This is a genomic window from Nocardioides sp. B129/18, assembly GCF_055282735.1.
The window spans coordinates 213598-231868 of the sequence record NZ_JBUZJI010000003.1; the positions used below are offsets into that span (position 1 = coordinate 213598).

Below are 18271 nucleotides of genomic sequence, written 5' to 3' on the forward strand. Positions count from 1 at the left end.
CGTCGCCGACGCTCCCCGGGGTGGGCCGACGACCCCGCGCCGGAGCGTCGGCGGGCTGCAGTAGGTTCGGCCCATGGCCGACGCCGACCTGCTCACCTCGCCGCTCCACGACCGTCATCTCGCCCTCGGCGCCAAGCTCGGCGAGTTCGGCGGCTGGTCGATGCCGCTGGAGTACGCCACCGGCGTCGTCAAGGAGCACACGGCGGTCCGCGAGGCCGTCGGCCTCTTCGACGTCAGCCACCTCGGCAAGGCGCGGGTCACCGGCCCGGGCGCCGCGGAGCTCGTGAACGCCACCCTCAGCAACGACCTCGGCCGCATCGCCCCCGGCCAGGCGCAGTACACGCTGTGCTGCGACGACGCCACCGGCGGCGTGGTCGACGACCTCATCGCCTACCTCGTCGCCGACGACGACGTCCTCCTGGTGCCCAACGCCGCCAACACCGCCGAGGTCGTGCGGCGCCTGCGCGCCGCGGCGCCTGCGGGCGTCACCATCACCGACCTCCACCGCGAGCAGGCCGTCCTCGCGGTCCAGGGCCCGGCCAGCGACGCCGTCCTCGAGGCGGTCGGCCTGCCCGCCGGGCATGACTACATGAGCTTCGTGACCACCTCCGCCGAGGCCGCCGGGGGAGTCGAGGTCGTCGTCTGCCGCACCGGCTACACCGGCGAGCGCGGCTACGAGCTGGTGCTCGCCGCCTCCGCCGCCGGCGCGCTGTGGGACGCCCTCGTCGCCGCCGGCGAGCCGCACGGCCTGCTCCCGGCCGGCCTCGGCGCCCGCGACACCCTGCGCACCGAGATGGGCTACCCGCTCCACGGCCAGGACGTCTCCTTGGACATCAGCCCCGTCGAGGCCCGCCTCGGCTGGGCCGTCGGCTGGAGCAAGGCGGCCTTCTGGGGCCGCGAGCCCCTCCTCGCCCAGCGCGCGGCCGGCGCCACGCGCGTCCTGCGCGGGCTGGCGGCGGTCGGACGCGGCATCCCCCGCGCCCACATGACCGTCCTCGGCGAGGACGGCGCCGCCCTCGGCGAGATCACCTCCGGCACCTTCTCCCCGACGCTGCGCCGTGGCGTCGGACTGGCGCTGCTGGACGCCTCGGTGGCCGTCGGCGCCGAGGTCGCGGTCGACGTCCGGGGCCGCCGCGAGGCCTTCACCGTCACCGCACCCCCCTTCGTCTCCTCGTCGGTCCGGGAGGGCTGAACCCGTGAACCTGCCTGACATCCCGCCCGCGTTCCGCCAGCCGACGCCCGAGGAGCAGCCCTGGGCCTGGCGGCTCCTCGACGCCTCCGGCGCCGAGCTCGTCGTCGACCCCGCGGCCGCTCCCGACGCCGCCGCGCTGGTGGCCCAGCGCTTCGCCAGCCAGGGCGACGCCGAGTCGTGGCTCGGCGAGGTCTGGCGCGAGCTCCTCGACGCCGGCGCGCGCAGCGTCACCCTGCTCGAGGCCGATCGCGAGGTCTACGGTCCGATGAGCCTGGAGGCCTGAGCCCGTGCTCGGCTTCCGCCAGGTCGACGTCTTCGGCTCCGGATCCAGCCATCTCGGCAACCCGGTGGCCGTCGTCCACGACGCCGACGGCCTCGACGACGCCACGATGGCCGCCTTCGCCCGCTGGACGAACCTCTCCGAGACCACCTTCCTGCTGCGGCCCGCCGATCCCGCCGCCGACTACCGGGTGCGGATCTTCACACCGGGCGCCGAGCTCCCGTTCGCCGGCCACCCGACGCTCGGCACGGCCCACGCCTGGCTCGAGGCCGGCGGCGCCCCGCGCGACCCGTCCATGCTCGTGCAGGAGTGCGGCGTCGGGCTGGTCCGCGTGGCCCGCGAGGCCGGGAGCGCCGCGGCGCTGTCCTTCGCCGCGCCGCCGCTGCTGCGCAGCGGCCCGGTCGACGACGCCGACCTCGCCCAGGTCCGCGCCGCGCTCGCCCTCGCGCCCGACGACGTCCTCGAGGCCACCTGGCTCGACAACGGCCCCGGCTGGCTCGGCGTGCTCCTGCGCGACGCCGAGCGCGTGCTGGCGCTGCGTCCCGACCTGCCCGCCCTGGGCGAGCTCAAGGTCGGCGTCGCGGGGCTGCATCCCGGCGCCGACGGGCACGGCGACGGCGTCGCCCTGGAGGTCCGCGCGTTCGTGCCCAGCCTCGGCGTGGGGGAGGACCCCGTCACGGGGAGCCTCAACGCCGGCCTGGGCCAGTGGCTCGCCGGCACCCGCCTGCCCGAGGCCTACCTCGCCGCCCAGGGCACCGTGCTGGGCCGCGCGGGCCGGGTGCGGGTGCGGCGCGAGGGTGACGAGGTGTGGGTCGGCGGCGCCACGGCGACGACCATCCGCGGGAGCGTCGCGCTCGCAGCCGTCGGCGGCCGGTAGATTCGTGCCCATGCGGGCCTACCTCGACCTCGTCCAGCGCATCCTCGACGAGGGCGTCGAGAAGGGCGATCGCACCGGCACGGGCACGCTGTCGGTCTTCGGGCACCAGATGCGCTTCGACCTCGCCGCGGGGTTCCCGCTGGTCACCACCAAGAAGGTGCACACGCGCTCGGTCTTCGGCGAGCTGCTGTGGTTCCTGCGCGGCGACACCAACATCGCCTGGCTCAAGGAGCGCGGCATCAGCATCTGGGACGAGTGGGCCGACGAGCACGGCGACCTCGGCCCGGTCTACGGCAAGCAGTGGCGCTCGTGGCCGACCCCGGACGGTCGCACCGTCGACCAGCTCGCGCAGATCGTCGAGCAGATCCGCCGCGACCCCGACTCCCGACGTCACGTCGTCTCGGCCTGGAACGTCGCCGACATCCCCGAGATGGCGCTGGCGCCGTGCCACACCCTCTTCCAGTTCCACGTGGCGCCCGACCCCGCGGGCGGTCCCGGACGGCTGAGCTGCCAGCTCTACCAGCGCTCGGGCGACGTCTTCCTCGGCGTCCCGTTCAACATCGCCTCCTACGCGCTGCTCACGCACCTGGTCGCCCAGGTCACCGGCCTGGTGCCCGGCGACTTCGTGCACACCCTCGGCGACGCCCACCTCTACCTCAACCACCTCGACCAGGCCCGCCTGCAGCTCACCCGCGAGCCGCGTCCGCTGCCGCGCCTGGTGCTCGACCCCTCGATCACCGACCTCGACGCCTTCGACCTCGAGCACATCGCGCTCGAGGGCTACGACCCCCACCCGGCCATCTCGGCGCCGGTCGCGGTCTGAGGGGCGACGACGATGAAGCGGGTCATCTGCGTGGCCGCGGTCGCGCGCAACGGCGTCATCGGCGACGGCCCCGACATCCCGTGGTCGGTGCCCGGCGAGCAGCGGCTCTTCAAGGAGGTGACGCTGGGCCACACGCTGGTGATGGGGCGCACCACCTACGAGTCGATCGGCCGTCCGCTGCCGGGACGCACCACGATCGTGCTCACCCGCGACCGCTCCTGGAGCCCGGGCCACGACGACGTCATCGTCGCCCACGGCCTCGAGCAGGCGCTGATGAAGGCCGCCCTGCACGACGGCGAGGTGATCATCGCCGGCGGTGCGCAGGTCTACGAGGCCGCGCTGCCGCTGGCCAGCGAGCAGATCCTCAGCATCATCCCGCTCGACCCGCCCGGCGACGTCCGCTACCCCGCCTTCCGCGAGGCGGAGTGGGAGGAGACCGATCGCGAGGTCTTCGAGGGCTTCGAGCGCGTCTGGCTGCGCCGGGTCACCTGAGCGCTCACGTCCCCCCGGCTGGGTGGTCCCCGACCGACCCCATCACTGATTGGATCGTTCAAACCGTCGGCGTCCGGCCGCGGTGGACGAGGGGACGCACGTGGAGATCTGGCCTGGCACCGCCTACCCGCTGGGGGCGACGTTCGACGGTCGGGGGACGAACTTCGCGCTGTTCAGCGAGGTCGCCGAGAAGGTCGTGCTCTGCCTCTTCGACGACGACCCCGAGGCGGCCCCCGGCGAGGGCGCCGCGCTGCGCGAGGAGTGCGTCGAGCTGGTCGAGGTCGACGCGCACGTCTGGCACGCCTACCTGCCGGGCGTGCAGCCCGGCCAGCGCTACGGCTACCGCGTGCACGGTCCGTGGGACCCCGCCGCCGGCCTGCGCTGCAACCCGGCCAAGCTGCTGCTCGACCCCTACGCCAAGGCCACGACGCGCGACCTCGACTGGGACCCGAGCCTGTTCTCCTACCCCTTCGGCGACGAGGACGCCCGCAACGACGACGACTCCGCGGCGCACATGATGCTCGGCGTCGTCATCAACCCGTTCTTCGACTGGGAGGACGACCGCCCGCCCGCGCGGCCCTACAACGAGACCGTCATCTACGAGGCGCACGTCAAGGGCCTGACCCGGCTGCATCCGGAGATCCCCGAGGAGCAGCGCGGCACCTACGCCGCGATGGGCCACCCGGCGGTCGTCGAGCACCTGCAGCGGCTCGGCGTCACCGCGGTGGAGCTGATGCCGGTGCACCAGTTCATCCAGGACCACGCCCTGCTCGAGCGGGGCCTGCGCAACTACTGGGGCTACAACACGATCGGCTTCTTCGCCCCGCATGCCGACTACTCCGCCGCCGACCACGCCGAGCCCGGGCGCGGCCAGCAGGTCCAGGAGTTCAAGGCGATGGTCAAGACGCTCCACGCGGCGGGCATCGAGGTCATCCTCGACGTCGTCTACAACCACACCGCCGAGGGCAACCACCTCGGCCCGACGCTGAGCCTCAAGGGCATCGACAACCAGGCCTACTACCGCCTCGTCGACGACGACCCGCGCTACTACATGGACTACACCGGCAACGGCAACAGCCTCAACGTGCGGCACCCGCACTCGCTGCAGCTGCTCATGGACTCGCTGCGCTACTGGGTCACCGAGATGCACGTCGACGGGTTCCGCTTCGACCTCGCCGCCACCCTCGCCCGCGAGTTCTACGAGGTCGACCGGCTCGCCACGTTCTTCGAGCTCGTCCAGCAGGACCCGGTCGTCAGCCAGGTCAAGCTCATCGCCGAGCCCTGGGACGTCGGCCCCGGCGGCTACCAGGTCGGCGGCTTCCCGCCGCAGTGGTCGGAGTGGAACGGGAAGTTCCGCGACTGCGTGCGCGACTTCTGGCGCGGCGAGCCGGGCCTGGGCGAGCTCGCCAGCCGGCTCGCAGGCTCCGCGGACCTCTACGAGCACTCCGGACGCCGACCGTTCGCCAGCATCAACTTCGTCACCGCCCACGACGGCTTCACGCTGCGCGACCTCGTGTCGTACGAGTCCAAGCACAACGAGGCCAACGGCGAGGACGACCAGGACGGCGAGAGCCACAACCGCTCCCAGAGCTTCGGCGTCGAGGGCCCCACCGACGATCCCGAGGTGCTGCGGCTGCGGGCGCTGACCCAGCGCAACGTGCTCGCGACGCTGCTGCTCTCCCAGGGCGTCCCGATGATCCTGCACGGCGACGAGACCGGCCGCACCCAGCAGGGCAACAACAACACCTACGCCCAGGACTCCGAGATCGCCTGGATGCACTGGGACCGGGTCGACGAGCCGCTGCTGGAGTTCACCGCGGCCGTCGCGGCGCTGCGTCGCGACCACCCGACCTTCCGGCGTCGGCGGTTCTTCACCGGCTCGCCCACCGCGGAGCCCGTCGAGGGCCGCGAGGGCGGGGGCGGCGACGGCCTGGACGACATCGTGTGGCTGCACCCCGACGGCCGGCGGATGGCCGACGGCGACTGGGACGGCGGGCACGTGCTCGGCATGTACCTCAACGGCGACGCCATCGCCGGCGACGACGAGCGCGGCCGGCCGATCGTCGACGACCACTTCCTGCTGTGGTTCAACGCCGGCCCCGACGACGTCGACGCCACCCTGCCGGCCGAGGAGTACGCCGCGGGCTGGCAGGTCGCCCTCGACACCTCCGCCACGGTCGACGCCGGCCCCGACGACGAGGGCCTCGCGGCGGGCGCGCAGGTGCGGCTGCCCGGACGCAGCGTCCTGGTGCTGCAGCAGCACGCGCCGGCGCCGCCGGAGGTCGACCACTCGGCCGCCGCGTCGGTCGCCGCCCAGCTCGAGGGCGGGGCGGAGGCGTGACCCGCACGCCCGCCTCGGCCCCGGTCTCCACCTACCGCCTGCAGCTCAGCGCCGACCTCGACCTCCACGAGGCCGCACGTCGCATCGGCTACCTGCGCGAGCTCGGCGTCGACTGGGTCTACCTCTCGCCGATCCTGGCCGCGGAGCCCGGCTCCACCCACGGCTACGACGTCGTCGCCCACGATCGCCTCGACGAGGACCGCGGCGGCGAGGCGGGGCTGCAGGCGCTCGCCGAGGCCGCCCACGGCGCTGGCATGGGCGTGCTCGTCGACGTGGTGCCCAACCACGTCGGCGTCGCCACGCCGGCCGAGGACCCCTGGTGGTGGGAGGTGCTGCGCGAGGGCCGCGACGCCGAGCACGCGCACGTCTTCGACGTCGACTGGGACGCCGGGGAGCAGCGCCTGCGCATCCCCGTCGTCGGCGACGACGACCTCTCGCCGGTCGCGCAGGGCGGCCCGTCGCCCATCGCGCACCTGAGCCTCGTCGAGGGCGAGCAGGGCCTCGAGCTGCACTACTGGGACCAGGCCTTCCCGGTGGCGCCCGGCACCGCCGAGGGTCCGGACGAGGATCCCGACGCGGTCCACGCGCGTCAGCACTACGAGCTGGTCTCGTGGCGCGAGGCCGACGACGCCCTGAACTACCGCCGGTTCTTCGCCGTCAACACCCTCGCCGCCGTGCGGGTGGAGGAGCCCGAGGTCTTCGCCGAGACCCACGTCGAGATCGGCCGCTGGTTCCGCGAGGGCCTCGTCGACGGTCTGCGGGTCGACCATCCCGACGGCCTGCGCGACCCCCGCGGCTACCTCGAGGACCTCGCCGAGCTCACCGACGGCGCGTACGTGCTCGTCGAGAAGATCCTCGAGCCGGGCGAGGAGCTGCCGGCCTCCTGGGCCACGGACGGCACCACCGGCTACGACGTCCTCGCGCTGATCGACCGCGTGCTCACCGACCCCGCCGGCGAGGAGCCGCTCGACGCCCTCGAGGCGCGCCTGCACGGCCTCCCCGCGGGCGAGCGCGTCGACTACCCGGCGATGGTCCACGACCTCAAGCGCGGCGTCGCCGACGGCATCCTGAGCAGCGAGGTGCGCCGCATCGTCCGCGACCTGCGCCGCCACCTGCCCACGCTGCCCGCGTACCGGGCCGAGGACGCCGTCGCCGAGCTGCTGGCCTGCTTCCCGGTCTACCGCTCCTACCTGCCCGAGGGCGAGGAGCACCTCGACGAGGCCCTCGCCCGCGCCCGCGCCGCGCGCCCTGACCTCGCGGCGACCCTCGAGGTGCTCGAGCCCTGGCTGCGCGACGCCGACCTCGCCGCCGCCAAGCGGCTGCAGCAGACCAGCGGCATGGTGATGGCCAAGGGCGTCGAGGACTGCGCCTTCTACCGCTACGCCCGTCTGACCTCCCTCAACGAGGTCGGCGGCGACCCGGGCCTGTTCGCGATCGACGTCGACGCCCTGCACGCCGCGATGCAGCGGCGCCAGGAGCGCCTCCCGCACGCCATGACGACGCTGAGCACCCACGACACCAAGCGCGGCGAGGACGTCCGCGCCCGCATCGCCGTGCTGGCCGAGTGCCCGCAGGAGTGGGCCGAGGCCCTCGACGCCCTGCTGGCGGCCGTCCCCTCGCCCGACCCGGTGCTCGCCTCGCTGCTGTGGCAGGCGATCCTCGGCGCCTGGCCCGGGGGAGGGGCCGCGATCGAGGACGACTACCGCGCACGGCTGCACGGCTACGCCGAGAAGGCGATGCGCGAGGCCGGCTCCGGCACCGCCTGGACCGACCCCGACGAGGAGTTCGAGGCGGCCGCGCACGCGCTCGTCGACGCCGCCTTCGACGACGCCCGCGTCCGGGAGGTCCGCGACGGCCTGCTCGCGCGGATCGTCGATCCCGGCTGGAGCAACGCGCTCGCGGCGAGGCTGCTCGCGCTCACCCTGCCCGGCGTCCCCGACGTCTACCAGGGCGCGGAGCTGTGGGAGCAGTCGCTCGTCGACCCCGACAACCGCCGGCCCGTCGACCTCGACGCCCGGGCGCGCCTGCTCGCCGAGGTCGACGCCGCCGAGGGGCCCGTGCGGCTCGTCGGGGGTCTCGACGATCCCGGCGCCGCCAAGCTTCGCCTCACCGCGACGGCCCTGCGCCTGCGCCGCGACCGGCCCGAGCTCCTCACCGGCCACGTCCCGCTGCACGCCGAGGGCGCCGCGGCCGACCACCTGGTCGCCTACGACCGCGGCGGGCTGGTCGCGGTGGCCACCCGCCTCCCGCTCGGCCTCGAGCGGTCCGGCGGCTGGGGCGACACCACGCTCGCCCTGCCCGCCGGCACCTGGCGCGACGCCCTCACGGGCCGCGCCGTCGAGGGCCGGGCGCGCATCTCCGACCTGCTCGCCGACCTGCCCGTCGCCCTGCTGGTCCGGGAGGACTCCTGATGCCGCCCATGCCGCTGCCGCCGCTCACCGCGCTCGACCTGGCCACCCGGCGCGATCCCCGCTCCACCCACGCCCGGCGACCGGTGCTCGACGTGTGGGCGCCGCGCCCCGAGCGCGTCCGGCTGCTGGTGCGCGGCGCCGACGGCGAGCGCATGCTGGCCATGCACCGCGACGACGACGGCTGGTGGACCCCCGAGGTTCCGGCCGCCGAGCTGCTCGCCGCCGGTGAGGTCGACTACGGCTACCTCCTCGACGACGACGCCACCCCGCGGCCCGATCCGCGCTCGCGGCGCCAGCCCGACGGCGTCCACGGCCTCTCGCGCACCGTCGACCCCTCGGCCCTCCCGTGGACCGACCACGGCTGGACCGGCCGCGCGCTGGCCGGATCGGTGGTCTACGAGCTCCATGTCGGCACCTTCACCCCCGAGGGAACCCTCGACGCGGCGATCGGCCGGCTCGGCCACCTCGTCGACCTCGGCGTCGACCTCGTGGAGCTGATGCCGGTCAACGCCGTCAACGGCACCCACAACTGGGGCTACGACGGCGTCGGCTGGTTCGCGGTCGCCGAGGCGTACGGCGGGCCGGCGGCCTACGCCCGCTTCGTCGACGCCTGCCACGCCGCCGGGCTGGGCGTGGTGCAGGACGTCGTCCACAACCACCTGGGGCCGTCGGGCAACTACCTGCCCCTCTTCGGGCCCTATCTCAAGGAGGGCCGCAGCACCTGGGGCGACCTCGTCAACCTCGACGGCGACGGCGCGCAGGAGGTGCGCCGGCTGATCCTCGACGACGCCGCGACGTTCCTGCTCGACCTCCACGTCGACGGGCTGCGGCTCGACGCCGTCCACGCCCTGCGCGACGCCTCGCCGCGCCACCTCCTCGAGGTGCTCTCGGTCGAGACCGACGCGCTCGCCGCCCACCTCGGCCGGCCCCTCACCCTCATCGCGGAGTCCGACCTCAACGACCCCCGCCTGATCACCCCGCGCGAGGCCGGTGGGCTCGGCCTGCACGCCCAGTGGAGCGACGACGTCCACCACGCCCTGCACGTCGCGATCACCGGCGAGACCGACGGCTACTACGCCGACTTCGCCGACCCGCACGCGCTGCCGAAGGTGATGACGCGCGGCTTCCTCCACGACGGCACGTGGAGCAGCTTCCGCGGCCGTCCGCACGGTGTGCCGATCGACACCGCCACGACCCCCACCTGGCGCTTCGTCGTCACCACCCAGAACCACGACCAGGTCGGCAACCGCGCCGTCGGCGACCGGCCCGACGCGCACCTCGACGAGGGCCTGATCGCCTGCTCGGCGCTGCTGCTGCTCACCGCGCCCTTCACCCCCATGCTCTTCCAGGGCCAGGAGTGGGCGGCCTCGACGCCCTTCCAGTTCTTCACCTCCCACCCCGAGCCGGAGCTCGGTCGCGCCACCGCCGAGGGGCGCCTCGCGGAGTTCGAGGCGATGGGCTGGGACCCCGACGTCGTCCCCGACCCCCAGGACCCCGCCACGTTCGAGCGCTCGCGGCTCGCGTGGGACGAGCGCGAGGACGGCCGGCACGCGCGCATCCTGTCGCTCCACCGCGCGCTCATCGCCCTGCGACGCGCGCGGCCCGAGCTCACCGATCCGCGCTTCGGCAGCACCGACTGCGAGATGGAGGACGACCTGGTGCGGATGCGCCGCGGACGCCTGCTGGTGCTGGCGAACCTGGGCGCCGACGTCGTCGAGGTCGACCTGCCGACCGCCCTCGGTCCGGACGCGCTGCTGCTGGCCACCGACGACGCCGTGGCGCTCGACGGCGCCGCGCTGCGGCTGCCCGCCCACACCGGGGCGGTCGTCGAGCTGGCCTGAGAGCGGCTCAGGCCAGGGCGGAGCGGAACGCGTCGAGCGAGGCCTGCGTCGAGCAGACCCGCCAGTCGGCCTCCTTGGCGAAGTCGAACCAGGTGACGCTGACGATCTCCGGGTGCGCGGCGAGATAGGCGTCCATCGCGGCGATCCAGGAGGCCTTCGAGCCGCCCTGCTCCGCGCAGGCCGTCTCGTCGACGTGCACCGGCCGCGTGCTGATCGCTCGCAGGCGGGCCACGGGGCCGTCGACGAGATCCGCGAAGGAGGTCCACCGCGACCACGCCTGCGTGGTGCCCCAGTTGTAGCCGTCCACCGAGACCGAGCCGACGTGCCGGTCGCCGGGGTAGAAGGTCTCGAAGCGCGGCATCGCCGGGTCGCCGTCGGTGTTGACGCAGAACCGCAGCTCGGCGTTGGTGGCGCCGACCTTGGCGAAGATCCCCTGGACGCGCCGCCACGCGGCGACGTAGGACGCCGCGGAGTTGCCGTTGACGGCCACGGCCCAGGGGTACCAGCTGCCGTTGGCCTCGTGCATGAGCCGGATGACGACCCGCCCGCCGTAGGCCCTCACCTGCTGGGCGAAGGAGGTGAGGTAGGCGTCGTGCGCGCCGCCGGCGATCGCGGCGCACGCGTAGGCCGGCTGCGTGACGCCGGCGGCGGGGTCCCACGGCTCCCAGGTCAGCACGGGGACCACGCCGCGCTGGGCCAGCGCCCGTGCCGGGGAGGTCGGGAAGTCCGGGCGGCCGGCCCAGGCCAGGAAGAACGTCGCGCTGGCGGGCGTGACGCCCAGCGCGGCGGAGGTGGAGAGGAACGCGTCGCCCGACCACGGCAGGCCCGGCGACGCCAGGCCGAGGCGCGCGGCGGTCAGGCCTGCGCTCGAGGCCGTGACGCCGGTGGTGCGGGACGCGCGGGCCTGCGCCGGGCCGGCGACGGCGGCCGTCGCGCCGGTGGCGAGGAGGCCGGCGAGGAGGGTGCGGCGGGTCACGGCGGCGTCCATGGTGGCTCCGGGAGCTGTGGATCCGGGGGATCCGGGGGGATCGGGGTGGCGAGGGTGGTGCGCGACCGCCCGTGGGGGCGGGGCGGTCCTGCCCACCATCGGCGCCCGCCGCGCGCTCCGCAGGGAAACGCACCGATCGATCGCTCCGTGAGACCCGGGGGCGACCCGGGCTGACGGGTCGCGACGCGCGTGGGCGTGGCAGGCTGGGCCGCATGGAGCTGCGCGTGTTCACCGAGCCTCAGCAGGGCGCCACCTACGACGACCTCCTCACGGTCGCCCAGGAGGCCGAGCGCCTCGGCTTCGGGGCCTTCTTCCGCTCCGACCACTACCTCGGCATGGGCACCCCGGGGCTGCCCGGCCCGACCGACGCCTGGGTCACCCTGGGCGCGCTGGCGCGGGAGACCTCCACGATCCGTCTCGGCACGATGATGACCAGCGCGACCTTCCGGCACCCCGGGCCGCTGGCGATCTCGGTGGCGCAGGTCGACCAGATGAGCGGAGGCCGGATCGAGCTGGGCCTGGGCGCCGGCTGGTTCGCCGCCGAGCACGAGAAGTACGCCATCCCCTTCCCCGACACCCGCACCCGCTTCGACCGGTTCGAGGAGCAGCTGGCCGTCGTCACCGGCCTGTGGACCGCCGACGGCGACGCCGGCGGCTTCACCCACCGCGGCGAGCACTACACGGTCCTCGACTCGCCCGGACTGCCCAAGCCGACGCAGACCTCCGGGCACGCGGGTGGCCCGCCGGTGCTCATCGGGGGCGGCGGCAAGCGCCGCACCCCGGCGCTGACCGCGCGCTACGCCGACGAGTTCAACGTCCCCTTCATGTCCTTCGACGACGGCCAGGCGCAGATCCAGCGGGTGCGGCGCGCCTGCGAGGAGATCGGTCGCGACCCCGACTCCCTCGTCTACTCCACCGCGCTGGTGCTCTGCGTGGCCGAGACCGAGGCCGAGCTGGAGCGTCGGGCGGCGGCGATCGGACGCGAGGTGGGCGAGCTGCGCGAGAACGGCCTGGCCGGTCTGGTGCCCGAGGTGATCGACACGATCGGCCGCTACGCCGAGGCCGGGCAGAGCCGCCTCTACCTGCAGACGCTCGACCTCTCCGACCTCGACCACCTGCGTCTCGTGGCCTCGGCCGTGATGCCTGCTCTGTGAGCGCCGAGCGCTAGCCTGACGACCGTGACCGACGCCCCCGCAGCCCCCGCCGCCCCGTTCGGGCGGATGCTCACCGCGATGGCGACGCCGTTCCACCCGGATGGCTCGCTCGACCTCGACTCGGTGCAGCGCGTGGCCCAGCACCTCCTCGCCCACGGCAACGACGGCCTGGTCGTCTCCGGCACCACCGGCGAGTCCCCGACCACCACCACCGACGAGGACGGCGAGGTGCTCGCGGCGGTCCGCGACGCCGTCGGCCCCGACGTCCCGCTGGTGGCCGGCGTGGGCACCAACGACACCCGCACCTCGCTGACGCTGGCGCGTCAGGCCCGCGAGCGCGGCGCCGACGCCGTCCTGCTGGTCTCGCCCTACTACAACCGCCCCGGCCAGCGCGGCATGCTCGCGCACTTCCGCCAGGTCGTCGACGCCGCCGAGCTCCCGGTGATGCTCTACGACGTCCCGGGCCGCACCGGCAGCACGATCGACCTCGCCAGCTACGAGGAGATGGCCGGCTGGGAGCAGGTCGTCGCGGTGAAGGACGCCCTCGGCGACATGCCACGAGCCGCCCGCCTCGTCGACCTCGGCTACGCCGTCTACTCCGGCGACGACGTCAACACCCTCGGCTTCCTCGCCCACGGCGCGTGCGGGCTGGTCAGCGTCGTCGGCCACGCGGCGGGCCGCGAGCTGGCCTCGATGATCGACGACTTCCTCGCCGGCGACCTCGCCGCCGCGCGGACCACCTTCCTGCGGCTGATGCCTGCCTTCGAGGCGGTCATGGGCGTGCCGAACTACGGCGCCACCACCGCCAAGGGCGCCCTGCAGCTGCTGGGCGTGCTCGAGCACCGCACGGTCCGCTCGCCGCTGAGCGCGCTCGACGACGCCGAGTACGACGCGCTGCGTGCCGGCCTCGACGCGGCGGGACTGCTGCGATGAGCCACTCCCACCCCGAGCTGTCCACCCCCGAGCCGCTGGCCGAGGGCGCGCTGCGCGTCACGCCGTTCGGTGGTCTCGGCGACGTCGGGCGCAACATGACCGCCTTCGAGTACGGCGGCCGCCTGCTGATCGTCGACTGTGGCGTCCTCTTCCCCGAGGACCACCACCCGGGCGTCGACCTCATCCTCCCGGACTGGTCGTCGATCCGCGACCGCCTCGACGCCGTCGAGGGCCTGGTCCTCACCCACGGCCACGAGGACCACATCGGCGCGACGCCCTACCTCCTGCGCGAGCGCCAGGACATCCCGCTCATCGGCTCCCAGCTGACGCTGGCGCTGCTGGACTCCAAGCTGCGCGAGCACCGCCTGCGCGAGACCGTCCACCACCAGGTCAAGGAGGGCGACCGGCTCACGCTGGGCCCCTTCGAGCTGGAGTTCGTCGCGGTCAACCACTCCATCCCCGACGCGCTGGCCGTCGCCATCCGCACCCCTGCGGGCCTGGTGCTCCACACCGGCGACTTCAAGATGGACCAGCTGCCGCTCGACGGTCGCATCACCGACCTGCGCGCCTTCGCGCGGCTGGGGGAGGAGGGCGTCGACCTCTTCCTCACCGACTCCACCAACGCCGAGACGCCGGGCTTCACGCCGGCGGAGAAGCAGATCACGCCGGTCATCGACCAGGTCTTCCGCGAGTCGCGCCAGCGCGTCATCGTGGCCTGCTTCGCCTCCCACGTGCACCGCGTCCAGCAGATCCTCGACGCCGCCTACGCCCACGAGCGCCAGGTCGCCTACGTCGGCCGCTCGATGGTGCGCAACATGGCCATCGCCCGCGACCTCGGCTATCTCCGGGTGCCGCCGAACACGCTGGTCGACGTCAAGGAGCTCGCCGACCTGCCGCCGCAGCACCAGGTGCTGATCTCCACCGGCTCGCAGGGCGAGCCGATGTCGGCGCTCTCGCGCATCGCCCAGCGCAACCACCACCTCGTGCACATCGAGGAGGGCGACACCGTCCTGCTGGCCTCGAGCCTCATCCCCGGCAACGAGAACGCCGTCTACCGCGTCATCAACGGCCTCTCGCGCTGGGGCGCCCGCGTGGTGCACAAGGGCAACGCGATGGTGCACGTCTCCGGCCACGCCAGCGCCGGCGAGCTCCTCTACTGCTACAACATCGTCAAGCCGCGCAACGTGCTGCCCGTGCACGGCGAGATCCGGCACATGCTCGCCAACGGCGCGCTGGCCCGCGAGACCGGCGTCGAGAGCATCGTCATCGCGGGCGACGGCATGGCCGTCGACCTCGTCGACGGCGTGGCGAGCGTGGCGGGCAAGGTCGACTGCGGCTACGTCTTCGTCGACGGCTCCTCGGTGGGCGACATCACCGAGTCCGACCTCAAGGACCGCCGCATCCTCGGCGAGGAGGGCTTCATCTCGGTGATCGTGGTCGTCGACTCCGTCACCGGCAAGGTCTCCAGCGGCCCGGAGATCCACGCCCGCGGCAACACCTTCGAGGACGCCGACTTCGAGGACGTCAAGCCCGCCATCGCCGACGCGCTCGACCGGGCGCTGGCCGAGGGCGGCACCGACGCCTACCAGCTGCAGCAGACCGTGCGCCGCGTGATCGGCCGCTGGGTCAGCAACACCCACCGCAAGCGTCCGATGATCATCCCGGTGGTCATCGAGGCCTGAGCCGGACGCCGACGTCGGTCCCACCGGTCGGCCGGGGGACCGCTGCGCACCGCGACACCAACCAGAGTGACGCCTGATATCCCTGTGACTGGTGTGACCGTGGCCTAGGTTGATCACCATGGCGACCCGTACGTCTTCCCCGCCGGGTTCGCGGAACACCAGCAGCGCCTCCTCGCGAGGCGGGTCGAACCGCACCCGGAGTACCCAGTCCACCGCTCGCAGCACCGGCAAGCGGCCGGCGTCCAGCGCGAAGAAGCGCCCCGGACGTCCCGCCGCGCGCCCGAGCAGCAAGCGGCCGGCCCCACGCGCCGTGCGCAGCGGGCCGAGCCCGGTCGCCCGGCTGCTCGGCTCCGCGCTGCGCGGCGTGACGGCGGTGTGGCTGGGCATCGCGCACGGCGTCGGCGCCCTGGCGCGCGGCATCGGCCACGGCGCCCGCGACCTCGATCCCGCCCACCGCCGCGACGGCGCCGGCCTGCTGATGTGGGCGCTGGCGGTCTCCGCGGCCGGGGCGGTGTGGTTCCAGCTCGGCGGTCCGGTGCTGGGCCTCCTGCAGACCGCCGTCGCCGGCAGCGTCGGCAAGCTCGGCTGGTTCGTGCCGCTGGGCCTGGCCTACGTCGGCTGGCGCACCATGCGCGACCCCATCGCCAACGGCCCGGCCGGCCGCCAGGTCATCGGCTGGACCTCGCTGCTCTTCGGCCTGCTGGGCATCGTCCACATCGCCAACGGCTCGCCGCAGCCCGTGGCCGGGGACTCCACTCCGCTGCAGACGGGCGGGGGAGCGGTCGGATACGTCGTCTCCTCGCTGCTGCTCGACCTGCTGCAGTCGACGTTCGTCGTCGTCCCGCTGCTGATCCTGCTCGCGGTCTTCGGCCTGCTGGTCATCACCGCCACGCCGGTCTACCAGGTGCCGGTCAAGCTGGCCGCCCTGCGCGACCAGGCCCTCGGCCGCACCCACGAGCCCGAGGACGAGCAGCCCTCCGCGCGCCGTCGTCGCCTCGAGGACACCATCGACCCCGCCATGGGCGACCCCGCCTACGACACCCCGGTGCTCGCCGACGCCGACGCGAAGCCGAGCCGGCGCCGCAAGCCGCGCAAGGACGCCCTCGACGTCGCGCTCGAGGCGGGCCTGGAGGACACCGGTCCGCTCGCCGCGCCCGCGGCCCGCACGGCCGACGCCGACGACGCCGACGACGCCGCCACCGAGGTCCACCCGCCCGTCCCGGCGTTCACGGTCCACGAGCCCAAGGAGCTCGACCCGCCCGAGCACAGCCCGATGCCGGCGCGCGTCGAGCAGCTCGCGCTGTCCGGCGACATCGTCTACAGCCTCCCGACCGCCGACGTCCTCAAGCCCGGCTCGCCGCACAAGCCCCGCTCGAAGGCCTCCGACGACGTCGTCGGGCGCCTCACGCAGGTGCTCGACGAGTTCGGCATCGACGCCCAGGTCACCGGCTACACCCGCGGCCCGACGGTCACGCGCTACGAGGTCGAGCTCGGCGCGGGCGTCAAGGTCGAGAAGATCACCGGCATCCAGAAGAACATCGCCTACGCGGTCGCCAGCGCTGACGTGCGGATCCTCAGCCCCATCCCCGGCAAGTCCGCGGTCGGCGTGGAGATCCCGAACCTCGACAAGGAGATCGTCTCCCTCGGCGACGTCCTGCGCTCGAACACGGCCCGCTCGGACCACCACCCGATGGTCGCGGGCCTCGGCAAGGACGTCGAGGGCGGCTTCGTCGTCGCGAACCTCGCCAAGATGCCGCACCTGCTGGTGGCCGGCGCCACCGGCTCGGGCAAGTCGAGCTTCATCAACTCGATGATCACCTCGGTGCTCATGCGGGCCACGCCCGACGAGGTCCGGATGATCATGGTCGACCCCAAGCGGGTCGAGCTGAACGCCTACGAGGGCGTCCCGCACCTGATCACCCCGATCATCACCAATCCGAAGAAGGCCGCCGAGGCGCTGGCCTGGGTCGTGCGCGAGATGGACCTGCGCTACGACGACCTCGCCAACTTCGGCTTCCGCCACGTCGACGACTTCAACAAGGCCGTGCGGGCCGGGAAGGTCGAGGTTCCGCCCGGCAGCGAGCGCACCCTCGAGCCCTATCCGTACCTGCTGGTGATCGTCGACGAGCTCGCCGACCTCATGATGGTCGCCCCGCGCGACGTCGAGGACGCCGTCGTCCGCATCACCCAGCTGGCCCGTGCGGCCGGCATCCACCTGGTGCTGGCCACCCAGCGCCCCAGCGTCGACGTCGTCACCGGCCTCATCAAGGCCAACGTCCCCAGCCGGCTGGCCTTCGCCACCTCCAGCCTCGCCGACAGCCGGGTCATCCTCGACCAGCCGGGCGCGGAGAAGCTGGTCGGGCAGGGTGACGGGCTCTTCCTGCCGATGGGCGCCTCCAAGCCGATCCGCGTGCAGGGCTCGTGGGTCACCGAGGCCGAGATCGCCCAGGTGGTCAAGCACTGCAAGGGCCAGCTCGAGCCCAGCTACCGCGAGGACGTCACCGCCCCCGCGAAGTCCGACCGGGTGCTCGACGACGAGATCGGCGACGACCTCGACCTGGTCATCCAGGCCACCGAGCTGATCGTCTCCACCCAGTTCGGCTCGACCTCGATGCTGCAGCGCAAGCTCCGCGTCGGGTTCGCCAAGGCCGGACGTCTCATGGACATCCTGGAGTCCCGCGGCGTCGTCGGTCCCAGCGAGGGCTCCAAGGCCCGCGACGTCCTCATCAAGCCCGACGAGCTCGACTCCGTCATCGCGACCCTGCAGGGGGAGATGTGAACCTCGAGATCCGCCGCGACGTCACCGTCGCCGGCGCCATCGCCGGCCTGGCCGGCGTCGTCGCCCTCGCCTACCTCACCCGGGCCGTCTACGACGGCGCCGGCCGCGACTGGCTGCTCTTCCTGGTCATGGCCGGGCTGGCCGCGGCCTACGGCCAGGCCTGCTGGGACGCCCGCACGCCGCTCTGGGTCGCCGACGAGCAGGGCCTGCGGGTCCGCTCGGGCCGCACCTGGCGGGGGCTGACCTGGGAGCAGGTGCACGCCGTCGAGGTGCTGCGTCGCCGTCGCTGGCGCGACGGCACCGTCGACGTCCTGCCGCGCGGCGAGGAGGCCGGCGACGGCCCCATCTCCGTGCCGCTGTCGCTCTCCACCCGCATCGTCGGCGCGGGGCGTCCCGGTGAGGACGCCGATCCCGTCAGCGCCCTGGTCTTCGGCGCGGGCGCCGTCGGCCTGGCGGCGATCGCCGCGGCCCGCGCGCA

At 73.9% G+C, this 18271-nt stretch carries 14 protein-coding genes; 13 read left to right on the forward strand and 1 reads right to left on the reverse strand.

Annotation, left to right across the window (positions count from 1 at the left end; genetic code table 11):
• Window positions 1-73 precede the first annotated feature (73 nt).
• From gcvT to treZ, 8 genes are all read left to right on the forward strand, one after another.
• A complete protein-coding gene (gcvT, locus tag ACZDWJ_RS03825) occupies window positions 74-1192 on the forward strand; it encodes a glycine cleavage system aminomethyltransferase GcvT (protein WP_463519591.1) in 1119 nt (372 codons plus the stop codon).
• A gap of 4 nt (window positions 1193-1196) precedes the next feature.
• Window positions 1197-1475, forward strand: coding sequence for a hypothetical protein (locus tag ACZDWJ_RS03830; protein ID WP_463519592.1), 279 nt, complete (start codon window positions 1197-1199; stop codon window positions 1473-1475).
• 4 nt (window positions 1476-1479) lie between these two features.
• Window positions 1480-2349, forward strand: a complete 870-nt coding sequence (locus tag ACZDWJ_RS03835) for a PhzF family phenazine biosynthesis protein (RefSeq protein WP_463519593.1) — start codon at window positions 1480-1482, stop codon at window positions 2347-2349.
• 10 nt (window positions 2350-2359) lie between these two features.
• Window positions 2360-3172 carry a thymidylate synthase gene (locus tag ACZDWJ_RS03840; RefSeq protein ID WP_463519594.1) on the forward strand — a complete coding sequence of 271 codons (813 nt, stop codon included), beginning with the start codon at window positions 2360-2362 and terminating at the stop codon, window positions 3170-3172.
• A gap of 12 nt (window positions 3173-3184) precedes the next feature.
• Window positions 3185-3664 (forward strand): dihydrofolate reductase, encoded by a 480-nt coding sequence (locus tag ACZDWJ_RS03845; RefSeq protein ID WP_463519595.1) that lies wholly within the window; start codon window positions 3185-3187, stop codon window positions 3662-3664.
• A gap of 100 nt (window positions 3665-3764) precedes the next feature.
• Entirely contained in the window at window positions 3765-6005 is a 2241-nt protein-coding gene (glgX, locus tag ACZDWJ_RS03850) for a glycogen debranching protein GlgX (protein WP_463519596.1), read from the forward strand.
• The gene (treY, locus tag ACZDWJ_RS03855) at window positions 6002-8416 is read left to right on the forward strand and encodes a malto-oligosyltrehalose synthase (RefSeq protein ID WP_463519597.1); all 2415 of its coding nucleotides are present in this window, start codon (window positions 6002-6004) and stop codon (window positions 8414-8416) included. The genes glgX and treY overlap by 4 nt, the downstream gene beginning before the upstream one ends.
• A complete protein-coding gene (gene treZ / locus ACZDWJ_RS03860) occupies window positions 8416-10257 on the forward strand; it encodes a malto-oligosyltrehalose trehalohydrolase (RefSeq protein ID WP_463519598.1) in 1842 nt (613 codons plus the stop codon). Before treY ends, treZ begins: the two co-directional genes overlap by 1 nt.
• A 7-nt stretch (window positions 10258-10264) precedes the next feature.
• Here treZ and ACZDWJ_RS03865 read toward each other — a convergent pair whose 3' ends face one another.
• Window positions 10265-11245: a glycoside hydrolase family 26 protein gene (locus tag ACZDWJ_RS03865; protein ID WP_463519599.1), complete on the reverse strand. Its 981-nt coding sequence runs from the start codon at window positions 11243-11245 to the stop codon at window positions 10265-10267.
• A 212-nt stretch (window positions 11246-11457) separates the two neighbouring features.
• Here ACZDWJ_RS03865 and ACZDWJ_RS03870 point away from each other — a divergent pair, with 212 nt between their 5' ends.
• The 5 genes from ACZDWJ_RS03870 to ACZDWJ_RS03890 form a co-directional block, all read left to right on the forward strand.
• On the forward strand, window positions 11458-12399 hold the full coding sequence (locus ACZDWJ_RS03870) for an LLM class F420-dependent oxidoreductase (protein WP_463519600.1): 942 nt from the start codon (window positions 11458-11460) through the stop codon (window positions 12397-12399).
• Between the two features lie 24 nt (window positions 12400-12423).
• Window positions 12424-13332 carry a 4-hydroxy-tetrahydrodipicolinate synthase gene (dapA, locus tag ACZDWJ_RS03875; RefSeq protein ID WP_463519601.1) on the forward strand — a complete coding sequence of 303 codons (909 nt, stop codon included), beginning with the start codon at window positions 12424-12426 and terminating at the stop codon, window positions 13330-13332.
• Window positions 13329-15014 carry a ribonuclease J gene (locus tag ACZDWJ_RS03880; protein WP_463519602.1) on the forward strand — a complete coding sequence of 562 codons (1686 nt, stop codon included), beginning with the start codon at window positions 13329-13331 and terminating at the stop codon, window positions 15012-15014. Before dapA ends, ACZDWJ_RS03880 begins: the two co-directional genes overlap by 4 nt.
• A 118-nt stretch (window positions 15015-15132) precedes the next feature.
• On the forward strand, window positions 15133-17793 hold the full coding sequence (locus ACZDWJ_RS03885; protein ID WP_463519603.1) for a DNA translocase FtsK: 2661 nt from the start codon (window positions 15133-15135) through the stop codon (window positions 17791-17793).
• On the forward strand, window positions 17790-18271 hold a 482-nt coding region (locus tag ACZDWJ_RS03890), incomplete at its 3' end, for a hypothetical protein (RefSeq protein ID WP_463519604.1). The genes ACZDWJ_RS03885 and ACZDWJ_RS03890, both read left to right, overlap by 4 nt.